Genomic DNA, 12,498 nt, shown 5'->3' on the forward strand with positions numbered 1-12,498 from the left:
GTCTTCGGTTCGGGAAGAAGGAATGTCATGACTGTCACCTCGCCGGGGCGAGAAGGTTTCAGTTCTCTTCGGTCGGGAGGGTTGAACTGGGATTCGTTCCCACTCCGATTGTTCACCAAGGGAAACGCCAAATTCTGGAACCCAACCGACCTCGATTTTTCGCAGGATGCCCGTGACTGGCAGGAGCTGACCAGCGAACAACAGCGCAGCGCCACCTTCCTGTGTGCGCAGTTCATCGCCGGTGAAGAAGCCGTCACCGAAGACATTCAACCGTTCATGAAAGCAATGTCGACCGAGGGACGATTCGGCGACGAGATGTACTTGACGCAGTTCTGTTTCGAGGAAGCCAAGCACACCCAGGTGTTTCGGCTGTGGATGGACGAAGTGGGATTGACCAGTGACCTGCATTCCTACGTCGCTGACAATCCGTACTACCGGCAACTGTTCTACGAGGAGCTGCCGTCGTCGCTACGCATTCTCGAAACAGACCCCAGCCCGGTCAACCAGGTGCGTGCCAGCGTCACGTACAACCACGTCATCGAGGGCAGTCTGGCGTTGACGGGTTACTACGCGTGGCAGAAAGTTTGTGCGACGCGCGGAATCCTCCCTGGCATGCAGCAATTGGTGCGAAAGATCGGTGACGACGAACGACGGCACATGGCTTGGGGAACGTTCACCTGCCGAAGGCACGTCGCCGCCGACGATCACAACTGGGACGTCGTCCAGCAGCGGATGGGTGAACTCATGCCCATGGCCCTCGGAATGATCAACTGGGTCAACGATCAATTCGAGGTGCAGCCGTTCGGTTTGGACAATCAGGAGTTCCTCGAGTATGCCGCAGACCGTGCGCAGCGCCGACTTTCGGCGATCGAGTCTGCACGCGGGCGCGACGTCGCCGAGATCGACCTCGACTATTCGCCGGAGACCCTCGAGGAAAAGTTCGGGGCAGAAGATGCCGCTGCGATGAGTGAGGCGGCCAAATGACTGCGAATTCTATTGGGGCCAAGCCGAGTTCTGGATGACCTCGACAAAATCGATGTGCCGAAATCCCGGCACGAAATGTTCGAGTACGTCAGCGTTCACCGTCCCGAACGTGCTTTCGGGACGGTGCTTGAAGCCGTCGGTGAAGGCCTTCAAGATCTGATTCTTGAAATCCGGACGGGGGTGGGCCGCGGTGACGGCGTCGATGTCGGCCTGGTCGAGTTCGCTGTATCCGATTCCGAGTACATCGGTCTCCACACCCGCTGTCACCAAGGCGATTTCGGGCTCCAGCCGCGAGGGGACCTCGGGCGTCGTATGTAGAGCGATGCCTTCCCACACTTTGCGGATGTCGGTTTCGTCGACTTCGTAGCCGGTGAGGAATCGCCGCGCTTCGTCCGCGCTGTCCAATTCGAATCGCGCCGTACTGTCCCGGAATTTCTCGGTGAGCCCCAGGTCGTGAAACATGGCGCCGACGTAGAGCAATTCAGGATCGGCGTGCAGTCCCAAACGCGCGCCTTGCAGCGATCCGAAGAGGAAGACGCGTCGCGAGTGGTGAAACAGTAACTCGGACGCCGTATCTCGGACGAGTTCGGTGGCGTCGGCAGCCATCTTCGAATCGGGGATTTTCACACCGGCAATGATCGTGTTCATCGGTACCTGCTCTGCTCGTCGCTGCTGCGAATTTCTCGGTCTGTCCCAGTGTCGGTCGAGCACGCACGCGGGCGCACCCTGATCTCGGCCATACTGTCCACAGATCAGGACGAAGGGGAGCGATCGTGACCGCAGTGCATCGAGTTGCCGTCCTGGTGTTCGACGGCGTCAAACTGCTCGACGTCGCAGGTCCGAGTGAGGTGTTCGCAGAGGCCAATCGCGGCGGAGCGAACTACGAGTTGGTGATCTGCTCGGTAGGTGGACACGATGTCGACTCGTCGACCGGCATGCGCATTCCGGTCGACTGTGACGTCGCAGATTCCGGTTCCTTCGACACGTTGCTGGTCATGGGTGGCGACGTGTTCCCGTCGATGCCGGTGAGTCCGGAATTGCGTGAGGCAGCGAGCGATCTGGCGAGACGTTCGGGTCGGGTTGCCTCGATCTGTACCGGGACATTCATCCTGGCGGCGAGTGGACTGCTCGATGGACGCCGCGCAACGACGCATTGGCAACACACGGCAACGCTGGCGCGCGCCTATCCGCAGATCACGGTAGTTCCCGACGCCATTTTCATCCAGGACGGCACGGTGTTCTCGTCTGCGGGTGTGACCGCCGGGATCGACCTCGCGCTCGCATTGCTCGAGCGAGATCATGGTGCAGAAATGGCCCGACGTGTCGCACAGCTTCTGGTGGTATTTCTCCAACGTCCAGGTGGGCAGTCACAGTTCTCGCCGTCGTTGAGCGGGCCGCGGCCCCGGGTGCCCGCGCTTCGCGCAGTGGTCGAGGCGGTGGCCGCCGATCCGGCGGGGGAGTACTCGGTCGACGAACTGGCTGCCCTGGCGCACCTGAGCCCACGGCATCTGACGAGGCTCTTTCGGGAAGAACTCGGTACGACGCCGGCCAAATACGTCGAGTTGATCCGTTTCGACTCCGCGAAAGCGCTCCTCGATGCCGGCCACTCGGTGACCGAAGCCGCGCAATTGGCGGGATTCGGCAGTTCCGAATCCCTACGACGAGCATTTTCGACGCATCTCGGAATCTCGCCGCAGGTGTACCGCCGTCGTTTTCAAGCTTTCGGCTGAGACTGACTTTCGTGCTTGCCTTGCGGCGGGCTCATGCCCTGCTTGTCGAGCCAGGCAAGGCTGTAGTCCGCGATCTCACGCCAGCCGTGGTCGATGGTCAGCGAGTGACCTCGATCGCCGAAGACCTTGTATTCGTTGATCGTCGGGGCCTTGGCGTACTTCTTGAACGAGCTGTCCGAACTGGCTTTCGGGACTGTGCGATCCTTGCCGCCGCCGATCATCAGGAGTGGCCCGCGGCGAGCGTTGAAATCTACTGCAGCGGGGCTGTGGGGCGCGAAGTTGGCGAGTGCTGCCTCGAACAACGGCCGACCAGGGGCGGGAATCGCATACTGCTCGAACAATGCGTCGGACTCGTCCTTGGACACGGCACTGGCGAAGGACTTGTGGAACGACTCTCTGTTGTGTGAGTACGCCTTCCGGTAGTTCCCGGGGTTGGACAGGACCGGGAAAACACTGCCCAGTTGAACGAGGGGAAGTTTCAACACCCCTTTGGGCTGAGCCGAGTCGATGGCAATTGCCGCGGTCGCCAACTTCTGGCCCAGCAGTTTCTGCGCGATCAAACCTCCGAACGAATGCCCCACCACGATCGGTGGTTCGTCGAGATCGGCTATCACCTTGGCGTAGTGATCCGTCACGTCCTCGATGCCGTGTCCCGCGATGTCTTCCGGGTGTTCACGCGTCTCACCCACGGTCGACGCGTCCCCTGGCCACCCCGGCGCCATCGTGGGGTATCCCTGCGCGTTGAAAACCTGCGCCCAGGGGTCCCACGTGGTCGGGTGCATCCAAAGTCCGTGGATGAACAGAACAGTCGGGTTGGACTTGGGCGACATGCGCGCTCCCCGCTATCGGACCGATGATCGATACGGAATGCCCGTTTTTCACAACCTCATTCACATTTTCGGCGAGCTCTTCCGTCGGGCCGTTCCGTTCTGTTGTGCGAAGATGGCACGATCGTGGCATGGCACCAACTGGATCTGCGAAGGCGATGGCACTGTGGACTACCGCTTTTGTTGTCTCAAAAGCGAATATTGCTCGCCTACTCGGGCCGGTGGCTCCCAAAGTATTGGAAGTGCAGACGGCCTTCTCTGCTCGCCGGTACGTCGAAATATTGGACTCCATGGACGCAGAGGCCACGGCACGATTTCGTAGTCACTACTACCCCGACTTCGTACATCCCGCGATCTACGCGATGGCTTTGCGGTCAGCGGGCACGAGGCTCGGGGAGCGGGTTCCCCTTTCCCCGGCAACTCGGCGCGCCCTTGCCGTAGTGCCCGTACTGTCGGCGGCCGGCGACTACGTCGAGAACGTGGTCGGACTCCATTTCCTCGATCATCGCGACAGGATCACCGACTCGAGGGTTCGCGCCGCTTCGACCGTCAGTATTGCCAAATGGGTGCTCGCACTCGGAACTCTCGGATATTTGTCGCAGGGTTTTGTCAGAGTATGGGTATCGCGAAAATGAGGAGCACTGATGGCAGTCGAACTCGGCACCGAATACTTCGCTGACGGAGCAGAGTTCCGTCGATGGCTGTCCGAGAACCACGAGGTGGTCCCCGGCCTTTGGCTGAAAATGGCCAAGAAGACCTCGTCGCACAGTTCGATCGACTACGACCAAGCGTTGGACGTTGCCCTGTGCTTCGGCTGGATCGACAGCCTCGCACGGCGAATCGACGACGATTTCTTCGTACAGAAGTTTTCGCGACGCACCGCGCGGAGTCCGTGGTCCAAACGCAACGTCGAGATAGTCGCCCGCCTCGACGCTGCGGGACTTCTCAAGCCTTCCGGCATCGCCGAGATCGAGAAGGCCAAGGCCGACGGTCGATGGGATCGCGCGTACGAGGGATCAGCCAAGGCCGAGGTCCCGAAAGACTTTCTCGATGCGCTCGCGGAAAACCCGAAGGCTCGTGAGTTCTACGCGACGCTCAATTCCACCAACCGATTCACCATCGCGTACCGACTGCAGGAGGCAAAGCGTCCGGAGACGCGAGCCAGGCGGATCGAGAAGTTCGTGAACCAGCTTACGGAGGGCAAGAAGTTCTATTGAGCTGCCGCGTCACTGGGCCACAGGGACTTGCGAATCGACACCCAGCGAGGCTGACACAATGGGCCTCGTGATCGAAGCCGAAACCTGTTCCGCACTGTCTGCTGTCGATGAGCCGCTGGCAGGCAGCGCTGCCGTCGTGCAGGGCTGGGTATGCCTCGAATTCAATGCCGCGTGGGGTCGTGACGTGTTGGACGGTACGGCCTTGGGGGAGGAGCTTGCCGCCGAGCTGAGCCGCCGAGCCGATGCAGCGAACGTACGAATCATGTTCGTTCGGCGACCCGGGCGTACCGATCCGATGACTGATGGACACACCGTCCTGCTTGCGCGCTCCGATCCGAGCGACTCATGGTGTGAAAGGTTGCACATCGATTCGCCGATGGACTTACTCGACGTCGATTTCTCCCTGTTGGATGGGCCGCCACCAGGACTGGGCGAGCAAGTGACCGAGCCAGTCGTATTGGTCTGCGCGCACGGCAAGCGCGACCAGTGCTGCGCTGTATTCGGCAGGCCGATCGCCGCAGCGCTGATGTCGTCCTTCGGACCCCAGGTGTGGGAGTGTTCGCATACCGGCGGGCACCGATTCGCGCCGTCGATGATCCTGTTGCCGAGCGGCAATACGTACGGCCGTCTGTCCGCAAGTGAGAGTGTCACGGCCGTGGAGGTGGCTTCCCGAGATCAGGTCCATTTGCCAGGCCTGCGTGGACGGAGTTGCTGGTCTCCTGCGGGGCAGGCTTCGGAAATTGCTGTGCGACAGCAAATAACCTGCGGAATCGACGACTTGGCTGTCATCGAGCAGGCGAGTGACGGGACATGCGTCGTCGCACATGTGGACGGCCGGCGATGGGCGGTGGAGACGGCACTCTCCGAACTCGCGCCACGTCCACCGAGTTGCGGCGCGGCGCCCAAGCCGGTCAGGCCAGTTGTGGTCACGTCGATTCGAGACCTGTGATTTCATCGTCGGTTTTCTACGATCAGTCTCGATGAACTCGGGTGTGGGTCATCGCTACTGCAACAGGAGCGCAATGACTGCGGGCGGTAATTGACGTTGTCCGAGGAGGTTTACGCGTTGGCATCCGTCGAGTTCGACTGCCATCCGCGTGCCGCCCGATCCGTCGGGACGAAGTACGTCGATCGAAGCGATGTGATGGGCGACGAGATCGCATGGGCCTGCAGGTGGCGCGGTGGATGCAACCTCCATCAGATCAGTACTCTGCTGGCGTGACAAGCGGATTCGGGACTCGGGCAGCGGCGGTTCGGTGGAATAGCGGCACACCAGTAGTCTGCCGACGTCGGAAATCGGTGTAGCCAAAGCTGTTTCCGTCAGTGGGCGCGCGTGAGTGTCTTCGTGTTCTGCCATGCGACTCATGTCAGCTTCAGTGGTCGTCGCGAACGGTTGTCCGATCGACTCCGCGCAGGTTCCGGCGTCATCGGAGGAGATGCCGTCGACCGGATGCTGCGCGCGGCTGATCTCATGTAGTTGGCTCAGGGCTGCGTGTGGTTTCTCTTGCAGTCCGCAGGGCGCGGTCGGCCAGGTAGGGCGTATGGCTGCTCCTGCTTCGTCTACCAGCCACAAACCGGCTGGCGGGACGAGACGGTACGCGCAGTCGGCCCGGACGTTGGCAGGAAATCGACGAGACTGTTCGCGGAATGCATCGTCCACCGCGTGGATGTCCCCCTCGAGGCGTATGGAGTCGATGGTCAACCCACCGTCGGACGTTTCTCCGCGTTCGCATCGAACAACGGCAACGGGGCTGAAATCAGGAGGCGGGTAACCACTTCCCTCGGGGCGAAGTGCGATGCTGCTGTCGCGTGCCTCGGGGGCTACGAGCGCGGCGGTGATATCAGGGGCGAGGCAGTCTGCCCGATCGACCGCCGTCGCGACCGGTGGAGTGAAAGATTCATAGTCTCGAACGCCGGTCCAAACCAACGCAACGGCGACGACACTGACTACGACGATAAAGACCCCAGCTGTGAATCGTCCACTCATACATCGACACTATGTGCTTTTGCGATGGATTGAGGCGAAGTCTCGACCATTGCGGGTGCGACGTAGCATCGCTGCTATGACAGTCGATTTGGTTGCGCCTGACGAGGCCTTGTGGGTGTCCTGGTTGGAGTCGCGTGACGAGTGGGGCGGACCGCAGGCGGATCAGCCCGGCTCGGCCTTGGGAGTTGCGCAACGTCTGGATCTCGACCTTGCCTCCCGCGATGGGTTCGGGCACTGGGTGCAGGAGTTGTTGGCGCAGCCCGAGGCGTTGCCGGGGCCCGACATTGTCCCGGCAACCAACTGGTGGATCGTTCGAGACGGCAGGTATCTCGGTGCTATCCAGTTGTGGCACAGCTTGAATGAGTTCTTGGCTGATCTTGGTGGTCATATCGGCTACGGGATTCGGCCGTCGGAACGGCGGAAAGGGATAGCGTCGGCTGCTCTGCGGGAAGTGCTCACGTATGCCGGCGACCCGGTGGGGCTCAGTCGCGTCCTGATTACCTGCGACGAAACGAACGCGGGTTCGCGTAATGTTATCGAAGGGTGTGGGGGACTTCTCGATAGCGTGCGCCCAGCTGATCAGTTGTCGCGCAACCTCGGCCATTCGGGAGACACGCTTCGCTACTGGGCGGCCACGGGCCGGTCAAGCGCCATTTGACCGTTTTTGACCGTCAACGGGAAGTCGCGGTCGCAGGGTAGGCGACACGGGACGCGATGCTTTCGCTGAGGTCGTGGATTTCTGCGGCGAGGACGTCTCGGCTCTTCGTGTCCGACTCGTGAACGAAGGTTGTCGATCCCAGTGTGGCACCGCAATATTCGATGATTCCGCGTTCGATCTGTGTCCGGAAGGCCTCGTACACGCCGTGTCGGTCGAAACTCTCGGCGTCGTCACCTGCGACTGGAATCAGGTGGACGGTGAGTCGGTCCAGTTTCTTCACGAATTCGCTTCCCGGGGTGAATTCGTACGCCCATCCGCTGACGAAGACTCGATCGATCCAACCTTTGAGTAGTGCGGGCATCGACCACCAGTACATCGGAAACACGAGAATCAGATCGTCTGCACGATCGATTCGGTCCTGCTCGGCTACAACGTCGGCCGGGGGAGTCCCTTTGCCGCGGAACAGGTTCACATCGGCTTCGGCGAATCGGGGATCGAAATTCTCGGCATGTAGGTCCGCGAAGTCGACGTCGCCGCCCAGGTCGCGGATCGCGTCGGCGGTAGAACGGGCGACATGCTGGGTAAGTGACTGGGGATCGGGGTGGGAGACTACGACGAGTGTGGTCATGAGCGTCCTTCGGTAGATGGTGCGCTTATGTACTAAGAGTAGGTTACAATTGGTATATAGCGCAAGGAGGTGTCCGATGGCACGTACGAGACTGTCGCGAGCCGGCAGGTATGAACAACTCGTGGAGGTGTCGTGGGCATTGGTGCGAGAAGAGGGTGCGGACGCGCTGACCCTTGGTCGGTTGGCTGAACGTGCCGGCGTTGCAAAGCCAGTTGTATACAGCCATTTCGCCTCTCGCGCCGCGTTGTTGGCAGCGCTCTTCAAGGAATTCGACGATCGTCAGACGGTGATGCTCGAGGAGTATCTCGATGCCGCGGATGAGTCTCTGAACGGACGCGCGAATGCCATCGCCGACTCCTACGTCGGATGTTCGCTGGCGCAGGGGCGTGAACTGACGGGTGTGCTTGCAGCGCTGGAGGGTTCGCCCGAGCTGGAGCGGGTCAAGCGTGAATCGGAACACGCCTATTCCGAACGATGTCGGGAGGTGCTGACTCCCTTTGGTGCGGGCGGAGGACTTGCGCAACCTTCGATGACCGCAATATTCGGTGCTGCAGAGGCACTCTCGCATGCGGCGGTAGCGGGAGCGCTCTCGCCCGACGATGCTCGAAGCGAACTTGCCGCACTGATAGTCGCGGTGGTCGGCCGGACCTGAGGTCACCGGTTATCTTGGTGCCCATCCAATTCGACGCGCTCACGCATGGATTCGGATATCGCTGTCAGAGTTCTGACGAACGCGTCGATCGCGGGAGCAAGTGGAGGTTTGCCGTAGGTTGCGACGGAGACAGTGCGTCGCTCGCCGGGAATGCGGTGTGCGCGGATACTCGGGTTCTGATGTGCCTGGAGGGCGAGGGCCGGAAGGGTGCTTACCCCGCTTCCGGAGGCGACCAGGGCTTGGACGGCGACGTAGTCGTCGGTCTCGAACTCGATCCGCGGAATGAATCCAGCTCGATTGCAAGCGGTGAGGAGGTGGGCTCGGCAGCTCGGGCAACCGGCAATCCAGGTCTCACCGGCGTAGTCCGTGATCTCGTTGGCGGCATCTGCATTCCGCGTAGAGGTGATCAGGTACAACGGATCTTCCAGCAAAGTCGTCTGCGCGACATGCTTGAGCCCGACTTCAGGGGTGTCCTCGTGCGCGAAGACAACAGCTACGTCGACATCGTTGTTGCGAAGCAGTGCAAGTGCTTTGGGTGGTTCTGCATCAACGAGGCTGATGGACACATCGGGGTACTGGGACGTGAACGCTGCCATCGCCTGCGGAATCAAACTCGCCAGGGCTGACGGGAATGCGGCCAGTCGTAGTCGCCCGGTCCTCAGTCCGGCGTACGTCTGGACTTCGGCTACCGCTGCGTCGACGTGGCCGAGGATCTCGGTGGCTCGCCGAACCAGCACTGCGCCGGCGTCCGTCAGGCGCAGTCCACGACCCGCTCGCTGGAACAGTGGAACCCCGACTTCCGATTCGAGCTGTCGAAGGTGGTGACTGATGGAGGGCTGCGCGTAACCGAGAGAATCGGCGGCGGCTGTCACCGATCCTTCCCGTGCAACAGCGACCAGGACCCTCAGCCGAATTAGATCGAGCATGCCAAAATCATAGAAGATTTCGATGCTTTGGACGAAAACACGTATTGGATCTATGAATCGGTGTTTGGCAGGGTGAATCACATGGCACCGGCATCTGATCTCACGGCATCAAACCAGCTACATCCACCCGTATGGGCAGACATCGAGCGTGCCAGTCAGGTCGTCCGACGGCATCTACCGGTCACGCCCCTGACATCGCATCCGACCTTGGGTGCGGGCTCGTGCAGCCAATTGTTCGTCAAACACGAGAACGTGCACCCCACGGGTGCGTTCAAGGTTCGCGGCGGACTGAATCTGGTGGCAGGACTGGATGAGGCGACGCGGGCGCGGGGGATTGTCGGCTACTCGACCGGAAACCATGCTCAGTCCTTGGCGTATGCCGCAGCGGGTGCGGGCGTGCGGTGTGTGATCGTCATGCCGGTTGGGGCGAATCCAGTCAAGGCTCACGCTGTCCGCATGCTCGGAGCCGAGCTCATCGAGCACGGTGTGAACTTCGACGAAGCACGTGCTCACGCCGATTTCATCAGCGAACGTGACGGCCTGCGTCTCGTGAGCGCCGCCAATGAGCCGGCAATCCTCGCCGGTGTTGCAACGGCCTACGTCGAACTCCTCGACCAACAACCTGATCTGGACGCGGTGGTGGTCCCAGTCGGTGGCGGCAGCGGCGCCGCGGCGGCGTGTCTCGTCGCCAGTGCGCTTGCACCGCACCTCGAGGTGTTCGCAGTGCAGTCTGAGGCCGCACGAGCCGCACATGACTCGTGGAGTTCCGGCACGTGCGTCGAGCGCCCGAACACCACCCGTGTCGAAGGGCTTGCGACCGGTGCCGGGTTCGCGCTGACTCAACGTGTCTTGCGTGAACGCCTCGGGGGATTCCTGCTCGTCACTGACGACGACATCACCCTCGCACAGCGGGCGTTGCTCTACGACGCTCACACTTTGAGCGAAGGCGCCGGTGCGGCCGCACTCGCTGCGGTCTATGCGCATCCGAACACCTTCGCTGACAAGCGCGTTGCTGTTGTCTGCACGGGCGCCAATGCCTCCGAGAATGAGATCCGCAGGATCGTCGGCTAACCGGTGGCATGACCGGAACCATGGGCCAGTTTGGTAGGGCGGCACCAATTTTGCATCGCGTATGTGTGTCTGGAACAAGATTTCGCTTCCACGATTGAGCAGAGTGAACAGGGTCGCATCTCGCGACAGCAAGGCCACCGTGGAGGAGACGTGATGCTGCCGACAATCGTCGTTCGGGACGGGACTGTGCTCGATGGTAGAGGGAGCCCGCCCAGGAAAGCGGATGTTGCGATCTCCGGTGACACGATCGTGGAAGTCGGAACGATGGGTGCTGTGCCGGGGGCGATCGACATCGATGCTCGCGGTTGTATGGTGGCTCCCGGTTTTGTGAATGTGCTCAGCCATAGTTACCTCACGCTGCAGCAAGACCCACGAGGATTGTCGGACTTGTATCAGGGGGTCACAACCCAGGTCTTCGGTGAAGGCGTGTCTCTCGGACCGGTCACGGGTTCTATGACTCCGGCGATGCTCGGATTGGGTGCGATTCCACCTGGGGTGCAATCACATTGGCCGAGGTTGCACGATTTTCTCGAATCATTGGAGACGAACGGCGTCGGTTTCAACGTGGCGAGCTTCGTCGGCGCAGCGAATCTGCGCATGGTGGTTGCGGGTGTGGACGATCGTCTGTTGAGTGAACAAGAGCTGGCCGAAGCGTGTGCCCTGCTCGACGAGGAGCTTGAAAATGGAGCTCTCGGAGTGGGTTCGGCTCTGATCTATCCACCCGGAAGCTATGCCGATACCGGCGAGTTGCGAGCATTTTCGCAGGTGCTCGCCAGACATGATGCCGTCCATATCTGCCATCTCCGAAGCGAAGGGCAGAGGCTTCTCGAAAGCATCGAGGAACTGATCGACATCGCTCAAACGACAGGAGCGCGCGGGGAGATCTACCACCTCAAGGTTGCTGGTAAGTCGCACTGGCACAAAATGTCAGAGGCCCTGCAATTGGTTGAGTCGGCTCGCGAGGACGGCGTGCGAATCACCGCGGACGTATATCCGTACGAGGCGGGGAACACGCTGCTCAGTGCCGCGTTGCCACCGGAGTTTCGGTGTCGTGACACCACGGCCGGGCGCACGCACCTGAACTCGACCGGTGTCCGAGACCAGATCCGCGAGAGGATCCATCGTGAGGACGAGGACTGGGAGAATCTCTATGCTGCGTCCGGAGGTGCCGATGGGGTGACGATCTTGTCCGAGGTACCGGCACTCGGGATCCGAGCGGGGGAAGATCTGGGATCTATTGCTCGGAGGATGGGGCATCACGACCCGGTGGACACCATACTGGCTGTTCTCGACGCTCTCCCCACAGCCGAAGCTGCCTATTTCATTGCGTTGGAGGACAACACGCGAATTGCCTTCGAGCGTCCCTGGGTTTCGGTTGGTTCCGATGCCGATGCTCAAAGCACGGAGACCCTTTTCGCGGGGCAACCCGTCCACCCCCGTTCATTCGGAACTTTCGCCCGTATTCTGAGCCGCTACACCCGCGGCATTGGCGGGCAATCAGTCGAGGAATGCGTTCGCCGAATGACCAGCCTTCCTGCTGAAAACTTCGGTTTGGCGAAGCGGGGCTACATTGCGCCAGGGGGATACGCCGATCTGGCGATCTTCGACCCCTCGCAGGTAGAGGATCTCGCGACATACGACAACCCAAGAGTGTATGCGACCGGAATGCGGCACGTTGTGGTCAATGGGCAACCGGCACTGTCGGACGGGGTGCCGACGGGGAAGCTTGCAGGGCGCGCACTTCGGCGCTCGCGCAACGGGTTCGATGCAGTGAGGTGACGAGCTGGCACCGGGGTCAGCTCCGGATCGGCGAAGCGG

The 12,498-nt window shown here is 61.1% G+C and carries 14 protein-coding genes; 9 read left to right on the plus strand and 5 right to left on the minus strand.

Annotated features, from left to right (window positions below; translation table 11 throughout):
- The first annotated feature begins 27 nt into the window (after positions 1-27).
- Positions 28-984 carry a R2-like ligand-binding oxidase gene (locus ACBG85_RS09735; protein ID WP_003940790.1) on the plus strand — a complete coding sequence of 319 codons (957 nt, stop codon included), beginning with the start codon at positions 28-30 and terminating at the stop codon, positions 982-984.
- A gap of 9 nt (positions 985-993) precedes the next feature.
- On the opposite strand, the gene ACBG85_RS09740 is transcribed toward ACBG85_RS09735, so the two are convergent.
- Entirely contained in the window at positions 994-1,632 is a 639-nt protein-coding gene (locus ACBG85_RS09740) for an HD domain-containing protein (protein ID WP_007727481.1), read from the minus strand.
- A gap of 125 nt (positions 1,633-1,757) precedes the next feature.
- Between ACBG85_RS09740 and ACBG85_RS09745 the strand changes: the two genes are divergently transcribed.
- Positions 1,758-2,714 carry a GlxA family transcriptional regulator gene (locus ACBG85_RS09745; RefSeq protein WP_007727480.1) on the plus strand — a complete coding sequence of 319 codons (957 nt, stop codon included), beginning with the start codon at positions 1,758-1,760 and terminating at the stop codon, positions 2,712-2,714.
- Here the strand turns inward: ACBG85_RS09745 and ACBG85_RS09750 are convergent.
- The gene (locus ACBG85_RS09750; protein WP_064073919.1) at positions 2,699-3,544 is read right to left on the minus strand and encodes an alpha/beta hydrolase; all 846 of its coding nucleotides are present in this window, start codon (positions 3,542-3,544) and stop codon (positions 2,699-2,701) included. The genes ACBG85_RS09745 and ACBG85_RS09750 overlap by 16 nt on opposite strands.
- A 128-nt stretch (positions 3,545-3,672) precedes the next feature.
- Here ACBG85_RS09750 and ACBG85_RS09755 point away from each other — a divergent pair, with 128 nt between their 5' ends.
- Genes ACBG85_RS09755 through ACBG85_RS09765 form a run of 3 tightly spaced genes read left to right on the plus strand, consistent with a single transcriptional unit; the run spans position 3,673 to position 5,707 of the window.
- Positions 3,673-4,176 (plus strand): hypothetical protein, encoded by a 504-nt coding sequence (locus tag ACBG85_RS09755; RefSeq protein ID WP_372027329.1) that lies wholly within the window; start codon positions 3,673-3,675, stop codon positions 4,174-4,176.
- 9 nt (positions 4,177-4,185) lie between these two features.
- On the plus strand, positions 4,186-4,758 hold the full coding sequence (locus ACBG85_RS09760) for a YdeI family protein (RefSeq protein ID WP_372027331.1): 573 nt from the start codon (positions 4,186-4,188) through the stop codon (positions 4,756-4,758).
- A gap of 58 nt (positions 4,759-4,816) precedes the next feature.
- Positions 4,817-5,707, plus strand: coding sequence for a sucrase ferredoxin (locus tag ACBG85_RS09765; protein WP_214514488.1), 891 nt, complete (start codon positions 4,817-4,819; stop codon positions 5,705-5,707).
- A gap of 54 nt (positions 5,708-5,761) precedes the next feature.
- Here the strand turns inward: ACBG85_RS09765 and ACBG85_RS09770 are convergent, their stop codons facing one another.
- Entirely contained in the window at positions 5,762-6,745 is a 984-nt protein-coding gene (locus ACBG85_RS09770) for a hypothetical protein (RefSeq protein WP_003940911.1), read from the minus strand.
- Between the two features lie 76 nt (positions 6,746-6,821).
- Here ACBG85_RS09770 and ACBG85_RS09775 point away from each other — a divergent pair, with 76 nt between their 5' ends.
- Positions 6,822-7,403, plus strand: coding sequence for a GNAT family N-acetyltransferase (locus ACBG85_RS09775; protein WP_372027333.1), 582 nt, complete (start codon positions 6,822-6,824; stop codon positions 7,401-7,403).
- A gap of 13 nt (positions 7,404-7,416) precedes the next feature.
- Here ACBG85_RS09775 and ACBG85_RS09780 read toward each other — a convergent pair whose 3' ends face one another.
- On the minus strand, positions 7,417-8,031 hold the full coding sequence (locus tag ACBG85_RS09780) for an NAD(P)H-dependent oxidoreductase (RefSeq protein WP_003940783.1): 615 nt from the start codon (positions 8,029-8,031) through the stop codon (positions 7,417-7,419).
- Positions 8,032-8,107: 76 nt separating this feature from the next.
- Between ACBG85_RS09780 and ACBG85_RS09785 the strand changes: the two genes are divergently transcribed.
- Positions 8,108-8,683, plus strand: a complete 576-nt coding sequence (locus ACBG85_RS09785; RefSeq protein ID WP_042449699.1) for a TetR/AcrR family transcriptional regulator — start codon at positions 8,108-8,110, stop codon at positions 8,681-8,683.
- A gap of 2 nt (positions 8,684-8,685) precedes the next feature.
- Here ACBG85_RS09785 and ACBG85_RS09790 read toward each other — a convergent pair whose 3' ends face one another.
- On the minus strand, positions 8,686-9,609 hold the full coding sequence (locus tag ACBG85_RS09790) for a LysR family transcriptional regulator (RefSeq protein ID WP_372027335.1): 924 nt from the start codon (positions 9,607-9,609) through the stop codon (positions 8,686-8,688).
- Between the two features lie 81 nt (positions 9,610-9,690).
- Here ACBG85_RS09790 and ACBG85_RS09795 point away from each other — a divergent pair, with 81 nt between their 5' ends.
- Together ACBG85_RS09795 and ACBG85_RS09800 are read left to right on the plus strand one after the other, a co-directional pair.
- A complete protein-coding gene (locus ACBG85_RS09795; protein ID WP_372027337.1) occupies positions 9,691-10,680 on the plus strand; it encodes a threonine/serine dehydratase in 990 nt (329 codons plus the stop codon).
- Between the two features lie 153 nt (positions 10,681-10,833).
- Positions 10,834-12,459 carry an amidohydrolase family protein gene (locus tag ACBG85_RS09800; protein ID WP_372027831.1) on the plus strand — a complete coding sequence of 542 codons (1,626 nt, stop codon included), beginning with the start codon at positions 10,834-10,836 and terminating at the stop codon, positions 12,457-12,459.
- Positions 12,460-12,498 lie beyond the last annotated feature (39 nt).

The sequence above is a fragment of the Rhodococcus sp. NyZ502 genome, assembly GCF_041464245.1.
In the GTDB taxonomy this organism is placed as follows: domain Bacteria; phylum Actinomycetota; class Actinomycetes; order Mycobacteriales; family Mycobacteriaceae; genus Rhodococcus_F; species Rhodococcus_F qingshengii.